This window comes from Desulfogranum marinum, assembly GCF_016918565.1.
In the GTDB taxonomy this organism is placed as follows: Bacteria; Desulfobacterota; Desulfobulbia; order Desulfobulbales; family Desulfobulbaceae; genus Desulfogranum; species Desulfogranum marinum.
This window is the reverse complement of sequence record NZ_JAFFQD010000015.1, coordinates 69217-92285: the sequence shown is the minus strand read 5'-3', so window position 1 is coordinate 92285 and position 23069 is coordinate 69217. Positions and strand designations below refer to the sequence as shown.

21 protein-coding genes are annotated in these 23069 nt (G+C 48.8%); 17 read left to right on the top strand and 4 right to left on the bottom strand.

Annotated features, from left to right (window positions below):
• Positions 1-133 precede the first annotated feature (133 nt).
• A complete protein-coding gene (gene hisF / locus JWH17_RS10275; protein WP_205222523.1) occupies positions 134-1717 on the bottom strand; it encodes an imidazole glycerol phosphate synthase subunit HisF in 1584 nt (527 codons plus the stop codon).
• A 311-nt stretch (positions 1718-2028) separates the two neighbouring features.
• Here hisF and JWH17_RS10270 point away from each other — a divergent pair, with 311 nt between their 5' ends.
• The 8 genes from JWH17_RS10270 to JWH17_RS10235 all read left to right on the top strand — a co-directional run bounded on the left by JWH17_RS10270 (position 2029) and on the right by JWH17_RS10235 (position 10560).
• The gene (locus tag JWH17_RS10270) at positions 2029-2901 is read left to right on the top strand and encodes a nucleotidyltransferase family protein (protein WP_205222522.1); all 873 of its coding nucleotides are present in this window, start codon (positions 2029-2031) and stop codon (positions 2899-2901) included.
• Complete coding sequence (locus tag JWH17_RS10265; RefSeq protein WP_205222521.1) at positions 2891-3955, top strand: aminoglycoside phosphotransferase family protein; 1065 nt, start codon at positions 2891-2893, stop codon at positions 3953-3955. The genes JWH17_RS10270 and JWH17_RS10265 overlap by 11 nt, the downstream gene beginning before the upstream one ends.
• Positions 3952-5292, top strand: coding sequence for a ribosome biogenesis GTPase Der (gene der / locus JWH17_RS10260; RefSeq protein WP_205222520.1), 1341 nt, complete (start codon positions 3952-3954; stop codon positions 5290-5292). The genes JWH17_RS10265 and der overlap by 4 nt, the downstream gene beginning before the upstream one ends.
• Positions 5293-5368: 76 nt before the next feature.
• Complete coding sequence (locus JWH17_RS10255; RefSeq protein ID WP_205222519.1) at positions 5369-6949, top strand: ABC transporter substrate-binding protein; 1581 nt, start codon at positions 5369-5371, stop codon at positions 6947-6949.
• Positions 6950-6987: 38 nt separating this feature from the next.
• On the top strand, positions 6988-8004 hold the full coding sequence (locus tag JWH17_RS10250; RefSeq protein WP_205222540.1) for an ABC transporter permease: 1017 nt from the start codon (positions 6988-6990) through the stop codon (positions 8002-8004).
• A 2-nt stretch (positions 8005-8006) separates the two neighbouring features.
• Positions 8007-8945 carry a nickel transporter permease gene (nikC, locus tag JWH17_RS10245; RefSeq protein ID WP_205222518.1) on the top strand — a complete coding sequence of 313 codons (939 nt, stop codon included), beginning with the start codon at positions 8007-8009 and terminating at the stop codon, positions 8943-8945.
• On the top strand, positions 8945-9784 hold the full coding sequence (locus JWH17_RS10240; protein WP_369125054.1) for an ABC transporter ATP-binding protein: 840 nt from the start codon (positions 8945-8947) through the stop codon (positions 9782-9784). The genes nikC and JWH17_RS10240 overlap by 1 nt, the downstream gene beginning before the upstream one ends.
• Positions 9766-10560 carry an ABC transporter ATP-binding protein gene (locus JWH17_RS10235; RefSeq protein WP_232371025.1) on the top strand — a complete coding sequence of 265 codons (795 nt, stop codon included), beginning with the start codon at positions 9766-9768 and terminating at the stop codon, positions 10558-10560. The genes JWH17_RS10240 and JWH17_RS10235 overlap by 19 nt, the downstream gene beginning before the upstream one ends.
• A gap of 270 nt (positions 10561-10830) precedes the next feature.
• Here JWH17_RS10235 and JWH17_RS10230 read toward each other — a convergent pair whose 3' ends face one another.
• The 3 genes from JWH17_RS10230 to JWH17_RS10220 form a co-directional block, all read right to left on the bottom strand.
• On the bottom strand, positions 10831-11955 hold the full coding sequence (locus JWH17_RS10230) for an amidohydrolase (RefSeq protein ID WP_205222516.1): 1125 nt from the start codon (positions 11953-11955) through the stop codon (positions 10831-10833).
• Between the two features lie 61 nt (positions 11956-12016).
• The gene (locus JWH17_RS10225; protein ID WP_205222515.1) at positions 12017-12628 is read right to left on the bottom strand and encodes a DUF2238 domain-containing protein; all 612 of its coding nucleotides are present in this window, start codon (positions 12626-12628) and stop codon (positions 12017-12019) included.
• Entirely contained in the window at positions 12625-14478 is a 1854-nt protein-coding gene (locus JWH17_RS10220; protein WP_205222514.1) for a Na/Pi cotransporter family protein, read from the bottom strand. The genes JWH17_RS10225 and JWH17_RS10220 overlap by 4 nt, the downstream gene beginning before the upstream one ends.
• A 222-nt stretch (positions 14479-14700) precedes the next feature.
• Between JWH17_RS10220 and JWH17_RS10215 the strand changes: the two genes are divergently transcribed.
• The 9 genes from JWH17_RS10215 to JWH17_RS10175 all read left to right on the top strand — a co-directional run bounded on the left by JWH17_RS10215 (position 14701) and on the right by JWH17_RS10175 (position 23045).
• On the top strand, positions 14701-15378 hold the full coding sequence (locus JWH17_RS10215; RefSeq protein WP_205222513.1) for a TIGR00153 family protein: 678 nt from the start codon (positions 14701-14703) through the stop codon (positions 15376-15378).
• A 67-nt stretch (positions 15379-15445) separates the two neighbouring features.
• Complete coding sequence (locus tag JWH17_RS10210; RefSeq protein ID WP_205222512.1) at positions 15446-16759, top strand: inorganic phosphate transporter; 1314 nt, start codon at positions 15446-15448, stop codon at positions 16757-16759.
• A gap of 145 nt (positions 16760-16904) precedes the next feature.
• The gene (locus JWH17_RS10205; RefSeq protein ID WP_205222511.1) at positions 16905-17498 is read left to right on the top strand and encodes a hypothetical protein; all 594 of its coding nucleotides are present in this window, start codon (positions 16905-16907) and stop codon (positions 17496-17498) included.
• A 339-nt stretch (positions 17499-17837) separates the two neighbouring features.
• Complete coding sequence (locus JWH17_RS10200; protein WP_232371024.1) at positions 17838-18020, top strand: hypothetical protein; 183 nt, start codon at positions 17838-17840, stop codon at positions 18018-18020.
• Positions 18017-19483 carry a UDP-N-acetylmuramate:L-alanyl-gamma-D-glutamyl-meso-diaminopimelate ligase gene (mpl, locus tag JWH17_RS10195; RefSeq protein WP_205222509.1) on the top strand — a complete coding sequence of 489 codons (1467 nt, stop codon included), beginning with the start codon at positions 18017-18019 and terminating at the stop codon, positions 19481-19483. Before JWH17_RS10200 ends, mpl begins: the two co-directional genes overlap by 4 nt.
• A gap of 419 nt (positions 19484-19902) precedes the next feature.
• Positions 19903-21039, top strand: a complete 1137-nt coding sequence (locus JWH17_RS10190; RefSeq protein WP_205222508.1) for a Re/Si-specific NAD(P)(+) transhydrogenase subunit alpha — start codon at positions 19903-19905, stop codon at positions 21037-21039.
• Between the two features lie 8 nt (positions 21040-21047).
• Complete coding sequence (locus tag JWH17_RS10185; protein WP_205222507.1) at positions 21048-21341, top strand: NAD(P) transhydrogenase subunit alpha part 2; 294 nt, start codon at positions 21048-21050, stop codon at positions 21339-21341.
• Positions 21338-22732: an NAD(P)(+) transhydrogenase (Re/Si-specific) subunit beta gene (locus tag JWH17_RS10180; RefSeq protein WP_205222506.1), complete on the top strand. Its 1395-nt coding sequence runs from the start codon at positions 21338-21340 to the stop codon at positions 22730-22732. Before JWH17_RS10185 ends, JWH17_RS10180 begins: the two co-directional genes overlap by 4 nt.
• An 82-nt stretch (positions 22733-22814) precedes the next feature.
• Positions 22815-23045 (top strand): hypothetical protein, encoded by a 231-nt coding sequence (locus JWH17_RS10175; protein WP_205222505.1) that lies wholly within the window; start codon positions 22815-22817, stop codon positions 23043-23045.
• Positions 23046-23069: the final 24 nt, after the last annotated feature.

Genomic DNA, 23069 nt, shown 5'->3' with positions numbered 1-23069 from the left:
GTGGATGAGCGCTAGTACCTGTATAAGATTAATTATATAACGTGGTTCTTGTGAAGTAAATGGAAGGGCAAAATTTTTAGGAAAGGGAAAAGGGTCGTTTGTTGTCGAACGACCCTTTACATGAAGTGGTAAACTAATATGCTGAAGGACGAATTTCCACCCGTTGGTTAAGATAGGCTTTGACCAGGCCTATGGGCACCTCTTTACGATGGAAAATACCGGCGGCCAAGGCTGCTTCCGCCTCTGTTTCAGTGAAGACCTCATAGAAGTGCTCACTGCAGCCGGCGCCGCTGGAGGCAATCACCGGAATGGTTATAGCTGTGCGAACCGCGTTGACCAGTTCGATATCGAAACCTGCATTGGTACCATCGCGGTCAATACAGTTGAGCAGGATTTCGCCTGCACCCAGTTGTTCGCATACCTCAGCCAGTGTGACCGCATCCAGATCACGTCCTTCTCTGCCGCCTTTGATGGTGCATTGGTACCAGCAGTATTTTTCCTTGTTGGGACCCGGGCGAGAGGTTTCGATAACATGGTGGTTCGGAGCGTCATCCGGACTCTCGACATAGATCCGCCGTGGATCGATGGAAATAACTACCGCCTGGTTGCCGTACACCCGGGCAATTTGTTCGATGGAGCTCAGGCCGGTGCTTTTGCCTTGGGCCAACACCTCTTCAACGATCAAAACCGCATCAGAGCCGATAGATATTTTATCTGCTCCGGATCGGAAATAAGCAGAGGCAACCTCCAAGGCTGAGTAATGGCGTCCGTTGCAGTCAGTAAAATCACGAATGCCACCACCTATGGTCAGGGGAACAAAAACGTTTTTAGAAGTCTGCTCAAGAACTTCGATCATGGGCATGTCTTCTAAAGGGAAATCTCTGAACCCGGTGATATTAAGAAAGGTAACCTCATCCGCCCCCTGTTCGTAATATTCCTGGGCAAGCTCGACCGGTTTTCCCAGGTTGCGCACGTCGCCCTTTTCGCGGACATCATACTGGTCCCCCTTGGTAACCACCAGGTCGCCATGGTCATTGGAGCGAACATCCAGGCAGGCTATGATTCTTTTGGCAAGTTTGGTGGTTTGGGGGCAGTGTGCAGGCACGACGGCCTCTTTGTTGCCGGTCAGAAAGTTTTCCAAAAGTTGTAAACCGGCTTTGCCGCTTTTTTCCGGGTGAAACTGGGTGGCAACAATGTTGTCTTTTTGGATGGCACTGACAAACCTATACCCATAATCAGTGGTTGTCAGCGTGTAGTCGTCCGATTCCGGGGCAATGTGATAGGAGTGCACAAAGTAAAACTTTTCGTTTCCCTTGAGCTCAGCGAAAAGAGGAGACGGTTGATGGATGGTGATCCCGTTCCAGCCGATGTGCGGTACCGCTAATTCTACATCAAATTTTTTAACCGTACCTCGCAAAAGGCCAAGGCCTGGTTCATCCGGGGCTTCTTCGCTGGATTCGAACAAAGCCTGGAGGGCTACGCAGATACCAAAAAAAGGCTTGCCCGATTGCAGGTAGCGTAAGAGTGGCTCAACCAACTGCTTTTGTCGTAAAATCTGCATCATGGCGCCGAAGTTACCAACACCTGGAAAAACGAGACGCTCGGCATTATTAATGCCTTCTGCGCTGTTAACAGGGGTAACGGTCTCGCCAAGTTTTTCAATAGCATTGATAACCGAACGAACATTGCCGGCACCGTAATCAAGTAAAGTAATCATTTTTTTATTTCGAGTAGTTGCAAGGAGAGTAAGGAAACTGTACAAAGGGGTGAACTTAGAGCTGTTGGAACCACAAGTCAAGATCAATCCTCACGGTATATCAAGACTTTTCTTGTTTAATGGAAATGTGAAACATTGGTCATGCTTGAAGGAATGGCTAAGTTAACACACCAGTATGATAGGAAAAGTAGTTTTGTTGTGTGAGGGCATGCACCGGGTATGTCGAATACCATGAAAAAAGCCGCGGCACAGTACGCCGAAGCTGTTGCTGTGCGATCATTTTTCCCCCTGTTGAAGGTATTATTTAAATTATGCAGGCAATATTACTGGCAGCAGGTTTCGGTACTCGGCTCAGGCCTTTCACCGAACATCGGCCCAAACCCCTGTTTCCTGTCCTCAATACGCCGTTGCTGATTATTTTGTTACACAAACTGCGAGATGCCGGCTGTACCCGAATCGTTGTCAATTGTCATCACCTTGCGGAGCAGATAAAAAAAACGTTATCCATTTCTCCTGACATACACGTGCAGCATGAACCGGAGATACTCGGAACCGGGGGAAGTTTACGTAAAGCATTACCGCAGTTTGTAAATGAGCCTGTTTTGGTGATGAATGGCGATATATATCATGATATTGACCTTGCCGTCCTTTATCAAACACACTTGTGCAACCAATATAGGGTGACACTGGCAATGCATGATTTCCCAAGGTTTAATACGGTCTCCGTCGCTGGAGACCGAATATGTTCTTTTCAGCAGAGTAGCCAGGGCGAGAAGCAGGCATTTACAGGCATTCATGTTGTAGACCCCGACGTGTTGGAATTGATTCCTCAGGCGGGTTTTTTCCACATCATTGATCTTTACGAGGAGTTAGCCCGTGACGGCCAGGTTGGGATTTTTAGCGCTGACAACTGTTTCTGGCGTGATATCGGTACCCCCGCAGATTATCTCGATCTGCATCGGGAGCTGCTGACTGATGTGCAGGGGCAGTGTAGATGGCATATTTCTTCTGGTGCCCAGGTTGCCTCTGATGCGGTGTTTGATGACTGGGGTGCCATCGGCAAAGGGTGCGTGGTTGGCAGCGGAGCCAGGCTTGCCAGATCTGTGCTATGGGATAATGCTACGGTGGACTCCGGAAGTGTGATCGAAGACCGGATTGTTATGGGTGATGGAGATGGTGAGTAAACAAACAATGGGCAAGTATACATCCATCATTACAAAAGCAACAGGCCTGTTACAACCACATGGTATTGCCCTTATCCCTGCACAATTGCAGGTGGACCAGCTCGTGCCTGATGGCTCGACCCGTATCTTTTTACGTCTGAAGCAGAAGGACCAGCAGGTTGTCTGCGTCTTACCCCCGGAAGGGGACCGTAACGGTACGGCTGAATCGCGATCTTTTTTTGCCATTGGCCGCCATCTTCAGGGGCAAGGCGTTCCCGTCCCTTTTGTTTATGGTTTTGCTGAGTCCTGCAGTATGGTTGTCTGTGAAGATCTTGGCAACAGTCGGCTTCACGATCTCCTGGCAAAAGAACAGGGGATGACGCCCCGGTTACTTAAACTTTATGAACAGGCTGTCCGAACATTAGCGCACATGCAGGTGAAAGGAGCACGCTCTTTTGACCCAACCTGGTGCTGGGACACGCCTGTGTATGATATGCAGGTAATGCTTGAAAAGGAATCCGGGTATTTTCTCCAGGCCTTTTGCAGGGATTACCTTGAACTGACATTTGACAGTGAGGCTGTCCGGGATGATTGTGTCCGCCTTGCTCAGGCTGCTGCAAAAGCACCTGCGGAATTTTTTCTGCATCGTGATTTTCAAAGCAGAAATATTATGGTTGCAGCCGGTGATGTCCGAATCATCGATTACCAGGGCGGACGTCTGGGGCCTTTGGCCTACGATCTGGCCTCTTTGCTGCTAGACCCTTACGCACGGCTTGCAAAGGAGATCCGTGATCATTTGACCTGCACCTATTTGGAGGAGCTTGATACGCTGTGTAAGTATGATCATCGACAGTTCTTCCATGAACTCTTGCTGCTCTCTCTCCAGCGAAACCTGCAGATTCTTGGTGCTTTTGCCTTTTTAACACGGGTTCGGCAGAAACCTTTTTTTCAACAGTTTCTAGCCCCGGCCCTTACCTCACTCATCGCATTGCTTGAAAAACCTGCAGCTGCTGAGTATGCTGCTCTTTATACCCTCACCCGGCAATGCCGTACCCAATTAGATAAGAAAATATGACAACTGTTGCAGATACACTGATCGCTCTGATTGGTCGACCCAATGTCGGCAAATCAACCTTGTTTAACCGGATGACCAAAAGGCGTGATGCGCTGGTCGATCCGACTCCCGGAGTGACCAGAGATCGTCACTATGCACATGTCGTCTGGGAAGAACATCCTTTTACCCTGGTCGATACCGGAGGCATCGATGACGAAGACGATACCATTACCAATCATATCCGCCACCAAGCGATGCTTGCCATCGAAGAGGCGGATATTATTTTGTTTCTCATGGATGGTCGGCAAGGACTTAATCCGGCAGACATTGAAATTGTGGATATGTTGCGCCGGGTTGATAAGGATGTCTATTATATAGTCAATAAGATTGACGGTCCTGATATTGAACATGAACTGCTTGCTCCCTTTTGGGAACTGGGGGTGGAACAGCTCTGGGCGCTTTCCGGAGATCATGGCTATGGGTTCAAGACGCTTATGAACGCTCTGGTGGAAGATATGGAGCCAACCGGAGAAGTTGCACAATTACCTGAAAATACCATTCGCCTGGCTTTTTTCGGGCGTCCAAACGTTGGTAAATCTTCCATGGTCAACGCCATTCTCGGCCAGGACCGAATGGTGGTTTCCGAGATCTCGGGTACCACCCGCGATGCAGTGGATACATTGGTGAGTCGCGATAAATATAATTACCTGCTTATTGATACGGCCGGCATCAGGCGGAAAGGGAAAACCACGGATAAGCTTGAGAAATTTTCTATCCTTAAGGCACTTAAATCTCTTGCCCGTTGCGATATCGCAGTGGTCATTATTGATGCGGACGAAGGACTCACTGAGCAGGATACCAAGGTGATCGGCTACACCCAGGAACACGGGAAAGCTTTGATTATTCTGCTCAATAAATGGGACCTGATTGAAGGCGATAAAAAACGGCAGGAATGGTTGCTTAATGAAGTGGAGATGGCCACCAACTATATCCCTTTTGCCCCTGTTTTTAGGGTGTCAGCACTGACCGGTTACGGCATTAAACGAATTTTTCCTGAGATTGGCAAGGTCCATCGTCAGTTTCATATGCGTTTTCCGACCAGCAGTCTTAACCGGTTGCTTGAAGCCGCTGTTTCACACCATGAACCGCCCATGTATAGGGGAAGAAGGCTCAAGCTGTTTTACACTGCTCAGTTGGGGACAGCACCGCCGACCTTTGCCGTCATCGCGAGTGCGCCCAAAGGTATCCATTTTTCCTATCAGCGCTACCTTGCCAATCGATTCCGAGAGGGGCTTGGGCTTGACCGGGTGCCGGTGCGTTTATTTTTTAAGGAACGAAGTGGGCGAAAGAAAAAATAAATCTGCAGGAAAACAAGCTGTTGTCATAAAGGCCGGCGTAGGCTGAAGGGTGTCCTTAAACAAAGAGGAGGAGAGTATGAAGCGATGTTGTCTGTTGATACTGATGTCTATTTTTCTGTGCTGTAATCCGGTGACGGCGAAAACGCCCAAGCATATTTTGGTTATGGCGGCACAGATAGATGATATGATATCTCTTGATCCTGCCGAAATATTCGAATTTTCAGGTGCAGAGTATGCTGCCAATACCTATGATCGTCTGATCGGGTATGATGTGGATAATGTTGCTGAAATTTTTGGTGTCCTGGCTGAGAGCTGGACAGTTGCTGACGATGGCATGACCTTTACCTTTAAAATCCGTCAAGGCGTTACTTTTGCTTCGGGCAATCCCATGACCGCTGAAGATGTTGCTTTTTCGCTGCAGCGTGTCATTTTGCTGGATAAATCACCGGCCTTTATTATCAGTCAGTTCGGTTTTACCCCGGAAAATGTAAAAGAAAAGATCAAAGCTGTTGATGCGGAAACGCTTGTGTTTACCACCGATAAACCTTATGCACCGACCTTTGTTCTGTACTGTTTGACCGCTACTCCGGCTTCAGTAGTGGATAAGAAACTGGTTTTGAGCCATGAGCAAGATGGAGACCTTGGGTATAACTGGCTGAAAACCAATTATGCCGGCTCCGGTTCTTTTACATTAAAGACATGGAAACCGGCAGAACTACTCATGTTGGACGCCAACCAAAAGTATTGGGACGGAGTGCCGGCCATGCGGCGAGTGATTATGCGCCAGGTCTCCGAGGCTGCAACCCAGCAGCTTTTATTAGAAAAAGGGGATGTGGACATTGCCCGCGACCTGGGAGCTGACCAGCTCGACTCCCTCAAAGACAATCCAGACGTGAAACTGCACCCAAAGCCGAAAGGCGGGATTTGGTACCTGGGGCTGAACCAGAAAAACGAGGCCCTGAGTAAGCCCAAGGTCCGTGAGGCACTGAAGTATTTGGTTGATTACCAGCAGATGGCCGACACGCTTCTGCGAGGAACCATGATTGTCCATCAGGCATTTCTGCCCATGGGTTTTCTGGGCGCTTTGGAAGATAAACCCTATGCCCTTGATGTTGAAAAGGCAAAACAACTGCTTGCTGAAGCCGGGTATGGTGATGGCTTGACCCTGACTATGGCCACGCGCAACACTAGTCCGACAATGGACATGGCACAGGCCATCCAGGCGACTTTTGCCAAGGCAGGCGTGACGGTGGAAATCCTGCCCATGGATGGTAAGCAGGCTCTGACAAAGTATCGTGCCCGTAATCATGATATCTACATCGGTAAGTGGGGACCGGATTATCAGGATCCGCATACCAATGCTTCCACCTTTGCCTGGAATAGAGATAATTCCGATGAGGCTAAATCTAAACCGCTAGCCTGGCGAAATGCCTGGGATATTCCTGAAATGTCCGAGGCAACCGATGCGGCCGTTACTGAACGTGATCCGGAAAAACGTGCGGCAATGTATCAGGCTATCCAGAGAGAGCATCAGCAGGTTTCCCCTTTTGTGATCATGTTTCAGGAGATTGAGGTGGCTGCGGAACGGACTGATGTGAAAGGGTTTATCCTTGGCCCGAGTTTTGACTCCAATTTTTACTACAACGTTACCAAATAGTTTATAGGGAACGCTGCTTGAAAACAACCCCATCAATTATGGCTGGAATCGGATTAAAGATTCCAGCCATCTTTTTTTCTGTTGCCCTTACTTTTCTCGGCTTGCTTTTTATCACTTTTTTTATAGGCCGAGTGGTTCCCATTGATCCTGTGTTGGCAGCTGTCGGCGACCGAGCGACCCCGGAAGTTTACGAACGGATGCGGATTGAGTTGGGGCTCCATCTTCCTCTGTATCAACAGTTTTGGATATATCTGCTTAAGGTGTTCCAAGGCGATTTCGGCATGTCCGTACTCACGGCTAACCCGGTGCTCAAAGATATCCAGCGTGTTTTCCCTGCAACGTTGGAACTTGCAACCGTTGCCACCGCTATCGGGGTACTGGTCGGTATCCCATTCGGCATTATTGGGGCGGTATTTAGGGGCCGATGGCCGGATCATATTTTACGGGTGGTCAGTCTGTTTGGTTATTCCGTACCCGTTTTCTGGCTTGGCCTGGTCGGGTTGCTCATTTTTTACGGTCGGCTTGATATTGCTCCAGGTCCTGGTAGGATCGAGGTTTTTTACGAGGGGATGGTTGATCCTGTGACCGGACTTCTGGTTGTTGATGCCCTGTTGGCCGGTGAGTGGGATATATGCAAAAATGCGTTGGCGCACCTGGTGCTTCCCGCTTCTATCCTTGGCTATTTTTCAACGGCCTATATCAGCAGGATGACACGTAGTTTTATGCTGGATCAACTGGAGCAGGAATACATAACCACTGCCAGGGTCAAGGGGATTGCCGAATGGCGGGTGATTTGTATCCATGCTTTGGGTAACGTGCGAATCCCTTTGATTACCGTTGTTGCCCTCAGCTATGCTAGCCTGCTTGAAGGATCGGTCCTTACCGAGACGGTTTTTGCATGGCCAGGTCTTGGTATGTATCTTACCCAATCTTTATTAAGTGCAGACATGAATGCGGTGTTGGGTGCGACCATTGTTGTCGGCGGTGTGTTTATCGGCGTCAACTTATTATCTGATCTGCTGTACAAGATCTTTGACCCGCGGGCCAGGATGTAGTCATGGCAAACAACGAGTATCCGCAACAAGAACAAACTGTTGACGGTCTTCGCCAGTGGCTGCTTACCACCACTCCCTGCAGTCGACTGCAGGCAAGAGCCGGCCGGAGCTATATAGCCTGGCTCAGCTTTACCCGGAATCGACTGGCAGTGATCGGGTTGGGCATCATCACCCTGCTGGTGCTGACAGCAGTCCTTGCCCCTTTGATCGCTCCGTATCATCCCAATGTTCCCGATCTGGAGCAGCGGTTGCAGACCATGTCCATGGAACACTGGCTGGGAACAGACCAACTGGGACGAGATATCCTTTCCCGAATTTTGTACGGTTCTCGGCTGACCCTGTATGTGGTCGTGCTTGTTGCCATTATTGCCGCTCCCCTCGGGTTGGTTGTTGGTACGGTTGCGGGGTACAGTGGCGGATTGGTTGATAGTGTGCTGATGCGGATAACCGATATTTTTCTCGCCTTTCCCAAGCTGATTCTTGCTCTTGCTTTTGTGGCAGCGCTCGGGCCGGGAATAGAGAATGCTATTATTGCCATAGCTATTACCTCCTGGCCCCCATATGCGAGAATTGCAAGGGCGGAAACCATCACGCTCCGCAACTCCGATTTTATTGTTGCAGCTCGGCTGCAGGGGGCAGGTCATATTCGGTTGATCGTGCATCACATAATTCCTTTATGTCTTTCATCGGTTATTGTCAGGGTAACACTGGACATGGCAGGGATCATACTGACGGCCGCAGGATTGGGTTTTCTTGGCTTGGGTGCTCAGCCGCCGCTTCCCGAATGGGGTGCAATGATTGCCGGCGGTCGCCAGTTTTTGCTTGACCAATGGTGGGTGGCAACACTTCCCGGTATAGCCATTTTTATTGTCAGTCTCGGCTTTAATCTTTTGGGCGACGGTCTCCGTGATGTCCTTGATCCGCGATCAGGGGGCAAATGATGGAACCTTTGCTCACAGTTGAGAATCTCCAGGTCAGCTTTACCAGCCACCACCGAACGGTGGATGCGGTAAGGGGGCTGAGTTTTACCATGGGCCGGGAAAAACTTGGTATTGTCGGGGAGTCGGGATCCGGCAAGTCGGTGACAGCCAGGGCTATTCTTGGTCTTGTCGGATCTCCGGGGAAAGTGGAGGCGGAAAAGCTTGTCTTTGATGGACAGGATTTGTTGGCAGCCGACCCTGCAACCTGGCGAAGTATAAGGGGCCGTCGCATTGCCATGGTCATGCAGGATCCGAAGTTTTCCCTTAATCCGGTAATGAAAGTTGGGGCGCAGATTGTGGAGGCCTGTCGTGCGCATAGTAAAATGAGTCGAACCCAGGCCCGGGAAGAAGCGCTGGCAATGCTTAGAGCCGTGCAGATTCGTAATGCCGAGCGAGTGTTTCATCTGTATCCACATCAGGTTTCAGGCGGGATGGGGCAGCGGATCATGATTGCAATGATGCTTATTACCAGCCCTGATTTGTTAATCGCCGATGAGCCGACCTCAGCCCTTGATGTGACCGTGCAGCTGCAACTTTTGGCCATTATGGATGATCTGGTAAGCCAGCAGGGGATGGGGCTTATTTTTATCAGCCATGACCTGCATCTGGTTGCTTCATTCTGTGACCGGGTGATCATCATGTACGGCGGGCAGGTTATGGAGGTGTGTGATGCTGCCGAGCTGCAGAATGCCGGTCATCCCTATACGCAAGGTTTATTGAGCTGCATGCCGTCTATTGATCGCAAGCAGCAGGTATTGCCGGTTTTGCAGAGGCAGGAAGCATGGCTCAACAAGATGTAATGATCGATGTGCAAGGCCTTGGCGTCAGTTTTGGTCATGGTTCAGCCAGGGTGGATGCGGTTCGTGACGTGTCTTTTCAGGTAGCCAGGGGGTGCTCCTACGGGTTGGTGGGCGAGTCAGGTTCAGGCAAATCAACAGTGCTCAAGGCACTCTGCGGTCTGTACCCCCTGCAAGGGGGGAGCATAGCCATTGACGGCAGGGCGTGTATTGGTCGTCGGAATTTGGATTTTTATCGACAGGTGCAGATGGTCTTTCAGGATCCCTATGGTTCTCTCCACCCTCGGCACACGGTTGACCGCGTCCTGCGGGAACCGATCACAATCCATAAACTGGAGCGAGCAGAAAGCAGGATAAGGGAGATGCTGGTTGACGTGGGCCTGGGACTGGATTTCCGATTTCGTTATAGTCATCAGTTATCAGGTGGGCAGCGTCAGCGAGTGGCCATAGCACGGGCGCTGATTTTGAAACCAAAAATTTTGTTGCTTGACGAGCCGACCTCAGCCCTTGATGTTTCCGTGCAGGCCGAAATGCTGAACTTGTTGCATCGGCTACGGGAAAAATATGATCTGACCTATATTCTCGTCAGCCATGATCTTGCTGTGGTGGCGCACATGTGTGATCGGTTGGGGGTGATGGTTAACGGCAGAATGGTCGAAACACTCTCCGATGTAAGCCTGCTTAATGGCCAGGCAACCCATCCCTACACCCGTCAGTTGATAAATGCCTGCCATGGCTATGACCGGAAAATGATCGATGGTTTTGTCAGGTATGAATGATCAGGGCAACGCCTTAGCCTGGATTTCTCATCAGTTCAGGCGGTGGCAGGTTCAAAGTTTTTGGTAGTGAATCATAGTACCTAAATCCTGCATTTGGAAATTTCGGAGTCTACGCTTACCTTTTACTACCAAAATACTGAAGAAGATGGCGCCGCATGGACTGACCTTTGGTAGACATTTTGTTCCCTGTATATCTCATTTGCTTTCACTGTATCATTTTGAAATTAATACTTTTTTTAAAAAAGACAAAGTGTTCATGAAAAATCCTGGTTAGTCGAGGTAGCTGCTAATTAATCGCATGAAAATATTCTTTGCCGGCTGAATCAACGCATTGGGGAAATCGTAGTCCGGATTATGGAGATTCGGGCGATCTGTACCTGCGCCGACGGCAAAAAGTGCACCCTCGCAAGTTGCCGTAATCCTCCCGAAATCTTCAGACCAGCGCAGCGGCTTATTGGGGATGGTCAATGGTGCATCGCCAACCACTTCTTGAGTTCGTTTTACGGCTTGGGCACCATTAACCGTTGCCGGAAAGACGTCTTGGTATTCGATGCTAACCCTAAGGCCATCTTCGGCTGCCGCGTCATGCACTATGTGTTCAATGTACTGGGTCAGCTTTTTCATGGTTGCATCTGTTTCGCTTCTCAATGTGGTCCATATTTGAGCTTCGCCAGGCGCGGTGCCAAAGGCTTTTTTACCAAGCTGGGCTCCGACAACGGTTGCAAATGCAGTTTCATCTGCAGGTACTGTTGCCGGGGGGAGGGCGGAAATTTTTTGGATGCATGTACACATTGCCGCTGCCGGGCTTTGACCGGTTTCAGGCTGTGCAGCATGGGCTGTGCTGCCTGAAAGTTTTACGCTCATTCCACGTGAGGCGCAGTTAAAGGTACCAGGACGGACAATTATTTGGCCAAGAGGATATCCAGGGAGGTTATGCAAGGCAAAGGCAACGTCTGGTCTGATTGCCTCAAATCGTGGATCTTGAAGCACAGCCTTGGCACCCATGCCGTTTTCTTCCGCTGGTTGAAAAAGGAGCACCACTCTGCCGTGTTGTGTTCGTTTTGCTGCCAACTCCATACCCACCGCTGCAACAATAGCCATGTGTCCATCGTGACCGCATTGATGAGCAACCCCATTGATCTTTGAACAGTAGTCGAGCTGAGAGCGTTCTTGAACCGGGACTGCATCGAGTTCACAGCGCAGCATCACTGTCGGACCTGGTGCCTGCCCTGAAAAAACCAGCGCCACTCCGCAACCGCCTAACTCTTCAAGGATGGCGTCCGGGCTGAGGGGACTGAAAAACCGGACAATTCTTTTTGCCGTATTGTGCTCTTCGCCGGATAGTTCAGGGTATGTATGGAGGGTGTGGCGAAGTTGTCGTATAGGATCATTCATGGTGCAGGCTTGGAGATTGAGGTATGTGAAAGATACAGGAATGGTAATTGGCGGTGCAGGCTTATTTTTTTATATTTTTTAACTGGTTATCATGCATTTTTGTTAAAAGCAGGATGGCGGTGAGTGATGCGAAAAGTGCCCAAGCCATATCCGACTGGGTATCCCATACATAGCCTTGGGTACTGAGAAATGCTTCCGCATCATCGCCTGTAGCCAAGGCAACCCACCATTCGATGAGTTCATACAGTGCGCTGAATGCAAGGCACAGGGAAACAATTATAATATTTAACCAGGAATTTCCATTCACAATGCGTTTACGGATGAGAATTTCTCTGGCTAGAATGGCAGGGACGAATCCTTGAAAAAAATGACCTACTTTGTCGTAGTTGTTTCTTTCTAACCCAAAAATCGATTGTATCTCATTAAAAAGAGGTACTTCAGCATAGGTGTAGTGGCCACCGACCATCAAAATGATGCAGTGGAGCAAGATCAGGACGTAGAGCAGGGTGGTTAAACGGAATTTCCGGTAGGTGATGACCAGAATCACACAACCTATGAGTGCCGGCAATACTTCCAAAAACCAGGTGAATTGGTCTTTTGGCTGTATTCCCGACCAGGTCAACACTGCTATAAAGACAATCAACCATACATATTCGGCAGTTTGGCGATTCATGTGTGCTTTGCATTGCTGCTGTGTTCAGTTGCTTGGGGTGGTTCCTCCCCTTCCGGGGAAGAATCTTCGCCTTTTGAACCGAGTAAGCCGGAACTCAATAACAAATCGGCAATCTCTGCCGTATGCATGTTAATTATTTTAATGGCATCCATCAGCTCTACATGCACAGAATGGGTTTCAAGGCTTTCCTGACGTTCTGAAAATAAACGCTGCAGGTGTGCCTGGCGGTATTCAGCATCGAGTTCTGCGTAACGGTTTTTTCTGGTAATTACCTTGCGGGCCAGTGAGTGGGCCATGGTAGTCATAGCTTCCTGCAGCCTTTGCAATTGATGACCGACTTTTCTGTGGTAGATGATAAGTTCCCGTTTACCCTCGTTGGAAAAGTCCTGTTTAAGTTTTTGTTTTTTAGAAATTAATGGAACCAGCATCTTCGTTATAGTGTCACCAATACCTTCAAGTGCATCAAGCAGCGATATTAGATACATGGTTTCTGCCGCCTGTTCCGCGGTGAGTTCGTTGCGATGAAGCTTGAGAATATAGTTACGGGTCTGTTTTTCCAGGTAATCTATCTTGTGCTCACGCATTTCGATGCCTTCAAGCAGTGTCAGGTGAGGATAAATGACATCGTGGCGGGGCTTACTGGAAACAAAGGGATAGATGGCGGCTCTATGCATCCGGTACAGGATTTTTGCCATTCGTGCTATCTCGGCCCGAACCAGCTCGATTGCAAGAGCCGGTGTCGAGAGAACTGCATCGTCGAGATGCCATGTGGCTGGTACAACACCTTTAACTACTTTTTTGTCAGGGAGGATAAAGGTGCATAGTCTAGCAATAAGTCCGACAAAGGGCAGGAACATAAAACCCAGACTAACATTGAACACTGTGTGCGCATTGGCAATTTGCCGAGCGACCCCTGCACCTCCCATATCGGTGAGATGTCTGACGACCTGCGCAAATGGTTCTATCCAGAAGAGAAATAGAAACACCCCGATTACCTCTATGATGACATAGGAAAGAGCAACTCTTTTGGCCTCTCTGGTTCTGCCGATTGCTGCAAGCACTGCGGTGATGCAGGTACCGATATTGGCTCCAAGGATGAGAGGAATGCCTGCTTCAAGGGTTATGAGACCCTGTTGGGAAATGACTATCACTACCCCGATGGAAGCGCTGCTGCTTTGTACGAGAGCTGTGAAAATCATCCCAACCATAAGACCGAGAAATGGCGTTTCCAGGCCCTTCATTACATCAATAAATTCTTGTGAGGTGCGCAGGGGAGTCATTGCATCACCCATGAGTTTCATCCCGTAAAAGAGCATGCCGAACCCCAGGAGAATATCGCCGATGGACTGAATTTTTTGACTTTTGCCAAACATCCGCATCCCAAAGCCGATACTGACCATGATCAAGGCAAGGTCAGTGAGCTTAAAGGCCACCATCTGAGCAGTGATAGTGGTGCCGATGTTTGCGCCCAGTACGACTCCAAGTGACTGGGTAAAGGTCATCAGTTGAGACTGGACAAAACTGATCACCATGACCATGGTGGCGCTCGATGATTGGATGACCATGGTGACAAAAGCACCGGCAATGAGTCCTATAAACGTGTTGCGGGTGAGGGCGGCCAGGACGGAACGCATTTGGTCTCCGGCTGACTGCTTAAGGCCGGAGCTCATTTTTTCCATGCCGTACAAGAAAAAAGCAAGCCCTCCTACCAGACCAACACTCATCATAATCCATGACAAGGGGGGCTGTTCAGAACCGGCAGCCAGAGCTGACAGCGGGATAAAAAATATCAATGAAGGTATGAGCAAAAAGCGAAGCAACATGGGCAAAGAAACTGCAAAAAAAGTCATGGCGTCCTGAAATGGTTGAATATACAGTTAATCTTCGTTGAAATGGTATTGATAATAAATTATATCCTTAATTATTAAAGGGTTCTACCAGAAAAGATTTTTCATGATCGGCAAAGGGTGAAGATATGTTGACATTCCTGTCAGTCTTGGCTAGCTTCGAGCCCGCTTGAAAGATATGTGTCGTATGCAAGAGACGGTTAAAATCTTATTACGGAGGAAAATATGAAAAGTCTCATCGGTGATTTGTTCGGGACCTCTCCGTTCGGACCTATTGTAGAGCATAGTAAAAAAGTACACGAATGTGTAGAAATGCTCTGGCCCATCATGGAGGCATTGATAGGGGAAGATTATGCTACCATCCGCCAACTGCATTCCAAGATGTCCCGTCTTGAACACGAAGCCGACTTGATTAAAAATGAGGTGCGGGCCTTTCTTTCCCAGCGGACGTTTTTACCTGTGGATCGTAGTCAGCTTATTGCTTTTCTTTCCCGTCAGGAGCAGATGGCGGACCTGGCAGAGGATTTTACCGTTATTCTGACCTTGCGTGACACCCGCATTCATCCAAGTATTCAGGAACTTTTTCTTGAATTTCTCAATCAGGTGTTTCAGGTAAGCGGTACTTTCCTCACGGCTTCAGTTGAATTTAAGAATCTTGCCGGAACGGCTTTTGGTGGTGCTGAAGCCCGAGCTGTCCTTGAACATATCAAGGAACTCAGCAATGAGGAATGGAAGTGCGATAAAATGTCGAGACGTCTTTCCAGGGAAGTCTTTGCCCTGGAAGGTGAAGAAACGATCCTGAATATTCTTTTTTATGAAAAATTGGTAAAAATTCTTGGTGATATTGCAGATCAGGCACAAAAGGCCGGCGAATTACTGGAAGTGATGATAGCAAAACCATAATTTTTTTACTAGCCGACACCCTTACCCTCCTGTCAAGAACTGATAATACGCATACGGACTACGTATCATGGATTTCTATTACATAGTTATAGTATTTACTGCTCTTCTTGGGCTCTACATGGCCTGGAACATCGGGGCAAATGATGTTGCCAATTCCATGGCGGATGCTGTTGGTTCGGGGGCCCTATCTATCCGTAATGCCGTTATTGCAGCCGGACTATGCGAGTTTGCAGGGGCGGTACTTGTTGGCGCGCATGTAACCAATACAGTTCGCAAAGGTATTGTTGACCCAAGCGTTCTAGCCTCGCTTCCCGGAGTCAGTCCGGACGAAGTCGCTGTTATGTTGATCATCGGTATGTCCGGTGCCCTTTTATCAGCAGCATTTTGGCTCAATATGTCAACCTTGGTGGGGATGCCGGTTTCTACCACACACTCCATTGTCGGGGCTGTGGCAGGTTTCGGTATTGTTGCCGCTGGTTGGCATGCCGTTAACTGGGTAAAAATGGGACAGATTGTTTCTTCATGGTTTATTTCCCCCATTGCAGGAGGCGTTTTGTCCTACCTGCTGTTTGTTTATATAAGCAAGGCTATTCTAGGAAAAGAAAAACCAGTGAAGGCTGCTGTTATTCATCTACCTATTATCGTGTTTCTCCTGACTATGGTTGTTCTTTTAGCAACCATCTATAAGGGATTAAAACATGTTATTGGTGATATGCCGTGGCTGGCCGGCCAAAATTCTATCTGGATATCTTTTGCCATTGCCGTTGTCATGGCGTTTATTGCATGGATGTTTGCGAAAAAGAAGCTCGCTGCCCGCCAGAACGAGTCCTTAGGCGATCAGTTGGAGGCTGTTGAGAGCTCTTTTGTGCCTTTGGTCATTGTCAGCTCGTGCTCTGTTGCGTTTGCTCACGGAGCAAACGATGTTGCCAATTCGGTCGGTCCATTAGCTGCTATTATTCATGTCTTGGAGACTGGGAGCATTGAGATGAAGGTTCCTGTACCCATATGGATACTTGGCCTGGGTGGTGCCGGAATCGTGCTCGGGCTAGCCACTTACGGCTATAAAGTCATGAAAACAGTGGGGTATAAGATCACCGAGATAACTCCCTCCCGAGGCGTAGCAGCAGATATGGCCGCTACTGCAACCGTACTTGTCTGCACCAGGCTTTCCCTGCCGGTTTCCACCACACACACGCTTGTAGGAGCAATCCTTGGTATCGGTCTTGCTCGAGGGCTTGGCGGCGTAAACAGCAGGGTCGTGGTTTCCATATTCGGTTCCTGGTTGTTCACCGTACCGGCAGCTGGAGTTATGTCGATTGTTTTCTATCTGTTAGGGATGCGATTCTTTTTTGAGCCACTGCTATCCCTTGTTAGTCGTTGAAGTGTTAACTCGTTGTAAAATGGCTTTAACTACGTCGCTGTGGTAGGGGTGCTTCAGGTGCTATCTTTGCTTGACACAGATGACGGTGCCTGTTATCACCACAACAGATCTTTTTCAAAATGTAAAGTGCAACCGGGTAAAGAAAATGAAAAAAAAATATCTTATGGCGCTGCTTCTGGTGCTGGCTGTCTGTCACCCGAGCTTTGCTGCAGAAGAAGATACTGTACTCAGTACTATTGAAGAGGCTGTAAAGCAGTATAAAGCCGGTGAATATGCAGATGCTGCATCAAATCTTGATTATGCCTCGCAGCTTGTTCGTCAGCAGAAAAGTGAGAAAATGAAGCAGTTGCTTCCGGAACCCCTTCCTGGCTGGGAGGCCGGTGAGGCAAGTGCACACACCATTGGTGCCGCCGTTTTAGGTGGTGGCGTCACGGTGAGCAGAGATTATTTTAAGGAGGACGCATCTTTGAGTTTGGAGATAGTTTCCGACTCACCTGTCCTGCAAAGTGTGTTAATGATGATTAATAATCCCATGTTTGCAGGTGCCGGCGGAGGGAAACTTGAAACGCTGAAAGGCCAACGTGCAATCATTAAATTTGATGCCAACAAGCGAAGCGGGGATGTCTATGTGGTTGTTGCCGGTCGGTTTATGGTAACTGTCAAGGGCGATAAGGTCGATCGTGAAGATTTGATTCAACTCGCTGAAGCTGTCGATTATAAGCGGTTGAGTGAAAATTAGGTCGTACACGAGGTAACTTTTTCATACAATTGTTGGTTGTAAGTAATTCTCCCGAAAAGTGCTTAACAGGTTTTTTTCGTGTGAGATTGAAAACCCCTGTTACACCTGGTTAAGAATTGGCCTTCTTCCGGTAGCAGGGGTTTTTTTGTCGAAGTGTAACTGCTCACAGTACCCCATCTTGGAACGATCGCAGTTTCCTGCAGAGATTAAGTGTAGCAAGAAACCGTGCTTGACCAAATATGGACCACCTGTAATCAGTTACAGGTTTGATGACTAATAAATCAAGGGGTACTCACCCCGTGACAAGTTACGTCAAGCGTGCAATCCATGAGGGAAACAGTGAAAAACGAAGAGAATAAAACTCCGCAGTTTCATCGTCCGGTAACCGATGAGGCTATTTTTAAAGGGGCTAAGGAAATAGTGGTTAAGTTTATCGAGGTCGGGAGGTTGACTCCCGGTAATTTCGCAGAAACCTTTGATCAGGTGTACAAGGCCGTCAAACGATCGGTGCATTCAGAATGAGCCGGGCTGCAACATTGGACCCTGCACGTAACTGCTGTCCTGAAAATCCAAGTCATATTCATATCATTGGTATCTGTGGTACCGGAATGGCTGCTCTGGCCGGTATGCTCAAACAGGTGGGCTATCGTATTACCGGTTCTGATCAGAATGTGTACCCGCCTATGTCGGATTTTTTAGCGGAGTGCGGCATCCCCGTACTGGCTGGATATTGCGCTGAAAACCTGAGAGATACCCCGGATCTTGTAATTGTCGGTAACGTTGTTCGCGCTACCAATCCCGAAGCCATCGCCCTTGCCGAACAGCAGATTCCATACCTTTCGATGCCCCAGGCATTGGGCGAATTTTTTCTGGCCGGGCATCGATCATTGGTTGTTGCCGGTACCCACGGCAAAACAACCACTTCGTCACTGTTGGCGACTACCCTGCATCGCGCTGGCTGTACCCCAGGATTTATGATTGGTGGGATAGTCGAAGCCTTTGGCCGCAATTTCAATATCAGTCAAGCACCTTATTTCGTGGTTGAGGGGGATGAGTATGATACGGCCTTTTTTAACAAAGTCTCAAAGTTTCACCATTACCGGCCGGAATGCGCAATTCTGACCTCTGTTGAATTTGATCACGCGGATATATTTGCCGACCTTGAGGCCATAAAAGCCTCTTTTGCCGAATTTATTGAACGGATCCCTTCCCATGGCGTTTTGGTGGCGCATACCGATGATGAAGTTGTTCGTGAGCTGACTGCGCAGGCACGATGTCCGGTCATTGGTTATGGTGTACAGGATAATTGCCGCTGGCAGGTAAAAGATGTTACCCCGCACGGGGTGTCGACCACCTTCACTCTGGCTTATGACCATAAAAATATCGGTGAGTTTTCCTTGCCTATGCCTGGCGTTCATAACGTGCTTAATGCCACGGCTGTCATTGCTTTGTTGCACCACTTGGGGTTTGCCCTGGATGACGTTCGCCGGGGGCTCGCTTCTTTTGAGGGGGTAAAGCGTCGACAGCAGATACGGGGGTGTGTTGCCGGAGTAACCGTTATCGACGATTTTGCCCATCACCCTACTGCTGTGGCTGAGACCGTCAAAGCATTGCGCATGGCCTGGCCGACGAGCAGGTTGATTATCGTTTTTGAACCACGCACCAATTCAAGTCGAAGATCAATTTTTCAGCAGAATTATGCCGTAGCTTTTCAAGGAGCTGATCAAGTCATCGTGCGTGAACATGTTCCTCTTGATGGCATACCAGCAGAACAGCAATTTTCTTCGACTACCCTGGTTAAAGACCTGAAGGCGAGAGGGATGGAGGCAGCTTACTTTCCAGATACCGACACTATCATTGCCCATGTGGCTGGTGTCGCTCAGGATGGTGATGTCGTTGCTGTGCTTTCAAACGGCGGATTTGATAATATTCACGATCGGTTGCTCATCGCGCTTGCTGCTACAGGGAAAAAGTCTTTTGCCTGATTGCCCGTTGCGGGGCGTTTATCAAGAGCAATTTCAGTCTGCTTTCCGCACACCTGAACGGTGAGCTGCGTCTAGAAAAGGGCAGGCCTTTTATCGAGAATGTTTCGCTGGACTTGGGTATGGTATGGCTGTAGATTTCCCTTGACAGCTGCGGTGGGTAACCGCTAGATTAACGATTTTTCATGTTAATTTTAGAAGATTACGGCTGTCCCAAGGTGCAAAACGCATAATTTGCACATCGTAGGATTCTACTCAATTTTTTTTCACGCTCCCAAGACAAGAAGGCTGATATTTTGGCGAACGGCTTTTTTTTTTAGCCGAGTGAAAGAGCACGCGGTGTGGAATTGGGAAGGGGGGGAACAGTTTCGTAATTATTTACTCTTTATCGCTACATCTTCGTTTAAGAGAGGAGTTATTGTATGAAAATAGCGGTGATGAAAGAAGTACATGCAGGTGAAAATCGGGTACCGCTGATTCCCGCTACGGTGGAGAAATTGGTGAAGCTGGGGGCCGAGGTTGTGGTTGAGACCGGGGTCGGTTTGAGTTGTCGTTTTGAAGACTCTGCTTATACCGATGTCGGGGCCACCATCGGCGAGGATAGGCAAGAGCTGTTGAAAAGCAGTGATATCATCCTCAGGCTGCGCAAACCGCCTGTGGAAGAAATTGGGCTGATGAAAAAAGAGGCCCTGCATATCAGCTATCTTGATCCGTTCAACGAAGAACCATTGGTAAAGGCCATGGTTGAAGCTGGGGTTAACGGGGTTAGCCTTGAGATGATTCCCCGTACAACTATTGCCCAAAAAATGGACGTCCTGAGCTCCCAGGCAAATCTGGGCGGGTATATTGCTGTTATTTTGGGTGCAGAGCAACTTGATAAGATTCTGCCGATGATGACAACTCCAGCAGGGACGATTAAACCAGCCACAGTGTTTATCATCGGTGTTGGTGTGGCCGGACTGCAGGCTATCGCCACAGCCAGGCGTCTTGGCGCAAGGGTTGAGGCCTTTGATACCAGGCCGGTTGTGGAAGAGCAGGTCAAATCACTGGGCGCTAAGTTTGTCAAAGTAGACCTCGGTGAGACAGGGCAAACCAAGGACGGCTATGCCGTGCAGCTCACTCCAGAGCAGATGGAGATGCAGAAGCAAGGTATGGCCAAGGCATGCGCGAAGGCGGATATTGTCATCACCACTGCCCAGCTTTTCGGCAGACCTGCTCCTCGAATTGTAGACCGGGCGATGATTGAACAGATGAAGCCTGGGTCTGTTATCGTGGATATGGCTGTGGAGACCGGCGGTAATGTTGAAGGCTCGGAGCTTGATAAAATTGTCGAGATTGCCGGAGTAAAGGTTGTCGGACTTGGCAATTTGCCAGGCCGGGTGGCGGAGACTGCCAGTCAGGTCTATTCTGCCAACCTAGGTAACTTTATCGAACATTTCTGGAACAAGGAAACCAAGCAGTTTGATCTTAATGTAGAAGACGATATCATCAAAGGATCGCTCATCACCCATAACGGTGAGATTTTCAGCGAGATGTACAAGTCTATTATGAATAAGTGAGGAGTGGAATGGAAGCCGTATATTTAACATTTGTTTTTGTCCTGGCCATATTTCTTGGATTTGAGCTGATTTCAAAGGTCCCTTCAACTCTGCATACCCCCCTGATGTCAGCTTCTAATGCTATCTCGGGTATTACCCTGATCGGAGCTTTGGCCTCATTGAAAACAGACAGCCCGGGCTTTACCGCTTTTTTGGGAACGTTGGCCGTCACCTTTGCCACTATTAATGTTGTCGGCGGGTACGCTGTGACCAACAGAATGCTTGAAATGTTCAAGAAGAAAGATCAGGGAGACTCCAAATGAACTTGGGTGCGCTAGGTATTAACTTTGCTTACGTAGGCTCAGCTGCGCTATTTATCTTTGGTTTGAAAATGCTCAGTTCGCCCGCAACAGCACGTAAGGGCAATCTTTTTTCTGCCTTGGGCATGCTGCTGGCGATCGTCGTAACCTTGCTTGCCAGTGGGCTTGATTATAAATGGATCATCTTTGGAATAGCTATAGGTGGCTCCATTGGTCTGTTTGCCGCTTACAAGGTAGAAATGACTTCCATGCCGGAAATGGTGGCCCTGTTTAACGGTTTCGGCGGGATATCGAGTGTGCTCCTTGCTTGGGGCGAATACCACCAGAATCCGGAGATGTCTCCTTTTCTTGGTGCGATTGCTTTTCTGTCGGCATTTATTGGTGGAGTCACTTTTACCGGGTCAATGGTTGCCTTTGGTAAACTCAGTGGAAAAATTTCCCAGCAGGCAGTTGTCTTCAAAGGCCAGCATCTCATTAATGGTGCTATCCTTGCCGGTGCCATAGGCTCGGCAGCTATTTTTTGCGCTGTGCCAGGATCATGGGTCGGTTACCTGTTTTTTGTGCTCATCGTACTGATCGCTCTAGGTTTTGGTGTAACTTCAGTCATTCCCATCGGTGGCGCTGACATGCCGGTGGTCATTTCCCTGCTCAACAGTTACTCCGGTCTTGCTGCTTGTGCGGCCGGTTTTGTTATTTCCAATAATATCCTTATTGTTGCCGGTGCATTAGTTGGTGCCAGCGGTATCATTCTTACCAAGATTATGTGCAAGGCCATGAATCGTTCGCTGGCTAATGTGCTTTTTTCCGGATTTGGAACGACCACCGCTGGTGCTGCAGCCGGCGATGGCGGTCCCCAGGGTGAAATCAGGCCGGCCTCCGCTGAAGATGTGTATTATATTCTTGAAGCGGCGGATTCCGTTGCCTTTGTACCCGGCTATGGACTTGCCGTTGCTCAAGCACAGCATGTGGTGCGTGAGTTGGGAGATCTACTCGAAGAAAATGATACTGAAGTTTTCTATGCCATCCATCCTGTAGCAGGGCGAATGCCTGGTCACATGAACGTGCTTTTGGCCGAGGCCAATGTACCCTATGACCAGTTGGTTGAGATGGATGATATTAATCCACGCATGGATTCCATTGATGTTTGCGTGGTCATCGGGGCCAATGACGTTGTCAATCCCGCCGCACTTGATGATGAAAACAGCCCGATCTACGGGATGCCTATCATTGAGACCCACCGTGCCAAGACTGTTATCGTGCTCAAACGTTCCATGAATCCTGGTTTTGCCGGCATTCAAAATGCCTTGTTTTTTGCTGATAATGCACGCATGTACTTTGGCGATGCCAAGGAATCAATTCAGGCTCTTGTTGCAGAGTTTAAAAGTTCAGACTAAAGTCGATACGTTATGTTACCCGGCAGAAATTTTCGTTCTGCCGGGTAATTGTTGTATTTTGAAACAATTGGCTCGGAACGAGATGATGACAGAGAGTAAAAATAGAATAAGAAATATTGTTCGACTGGTCGCTGCCGGCCTGGGTGTTCTGGTGTGGTTGATCATTAATCTCCGCGTTTCAGCCGGAGTTGCCTCACCCCTTGAGCGTACCCTTGATGGATTGGTTGCAGGGGGCGTTCTGTTGATCGCTGTTTTTTGGGCAGTTTCTTTTTTCTTCTTGCCTCACAAGAAGAACAGGGAAAACAATTCCTGAAAATTTTCTTTGCTTTTCTTCTTT

What these genes read in the sequence shown, in the direction of transcription:
- hisF (WP_205222523.1), bottom strand. Translation starts at nt 1,717, where the DNA reads ATGATTACTTTACTTGATTACGGTGCCGGCAATGTTCGTTCGGTTATC.
- JWH17_RS10270 (WP_205222522.1), top strand. Translation starts at nt 2,029, where the DNA reads ATGCAGGCAATATTACTGGCAGCAGGTTTCGGTACTCGGCTCAGGCCT.
- JWH17_RS10265 (WP_205222521.1), top strand. Translation starts at nt 2,891, where the DNA reads ATGGTGAGTAAACAAACAATGGGCAAGTATACATCCATCATTACAAAA.
- der (WP_205222520.1), top strand. Translation starts at nt 3,952, where the DNA reads ATGACAACTGTTGCAGATACACTGATCGCTCTGATTGGTCGACCCAAT.
- JWH17_RS10255 (WP_205222519.1), top strand. Translation starts at nt 5,369, where the DNA reads ATGAAGCGATGTTGTCTGTTGATACTGATGTCTATTTTTCTGTGCTGT.
- JWH17_RS10250 (WP_205222540.1), top strand. Translation starts at nt 6,988, where the DNA reads ATGGCTGGAATCGGATTAAAGATTCCAGCCATCTTTTTTTCTGTTGCC.
- nikC (WP_205222518.1), top strand. Translation starts at nt 8,007, where the DNA reads ATGGCAAACAACGAGTATCCGCAACAAGAACAAACTGTTGACGGTCTT.
- JWH17_RS10240 (WP_369125054.1), top strand. Translation starts at nt 8,945, where the DNA reads ATGGAACCTTTGCTCACAGTTGAGAATCTCCAGGTCAGCTTTACCAGC.
- JWH17_RS10235 (WP_232371025.1), top strand. Translation starts at nt 9,766, where the DNA reads ATGGCTCAACAAGATGTAATGATCGATGTGCAAGGCCTTGGCGTCAGT.
- JWH17_RS10230 (WP_205222516.1), bottom strand. Translation starts at nt 11,955, where the DNA reads ATGAATGATCCTATACGACAACTTCGCCACACCCTCCATACATACCCT.
- JWH17_RS10225 (WP_205222515.1), bottom strand. Translation starts at nt 12,628, where the DNA reads ATGAATCGCCAAACTGCCGAATATGTATGGTTGATTGTCTTTATAGCA.
- JWH17_RS10220 (WP_205222514.1), bottom strand. Translation starts at nt 14,478, where the DNA reads ATGACTTTTTTTGCAGTTTCTTTGCCCATGTTGCTTCGCTTTTTGCTC.
- JWH17_RS10215 (WP_205222513.1), top strand. Translation starts at nt 14,701, where the DNA reads ATGAAAAGTCTCATCGGTGATTTGTTCGGGACCTCTCCGTTCGGACCT.
- JWH17_RS10210 (WP_205222512.1), top strand. Translation starts at nt 15,446, where the DNA reads ATGGATTTCTATTACATAGTTATAGTATTTACTGCTCTTCTTGGGCTC.
- JWH17_RS10205 (WP_205222511.1), top strand. Translation starts at nt 16,905, where the DNA reads ATGAAAAAAAAATATCTTATGGCGCTGCTTCTGGTGCTGGCTGTCTGT.
- mpl (WP_205222509.1), top strand. Translation starts at nt 18,017, where the DNA reads ATGAGCCGGGCTGCAACATTGGACCCTGCACGTAACTGCTGTCCTGAA.
- JWH17_RS10190 (WP_205222508.1), top strand. Translation starts at nt 19,903, where the DNA reads ATGAAAATAGCGGTGATGAAAGAAGTACATGCAGGTGAAAATCGGGTA.
- JWH17_RS10185 (WP_205222507.1), top strand. Translation starts at nt 21,048, where the DNA reads ATGGAAGCCGTATATTTAACATTTGTTTTTGTCCTGGCCATATTTCTT.
- JWH17_RS10180 (WP_205222506.1), top strand. Translation starts at nt 21,338, where the DNA reads ATGAACTTGGGTGCGCTAGGTATTAACTTTGCTTACGTAGGCTCAGCT.
- JWH17_RS10175 (WP_205222505.1), top strand. Translation starts at nt 22,815, where the DNA reads ATGATGACAGAGAGTAAAAATAGAATAAGAAATATTGTTCGACTGGTC.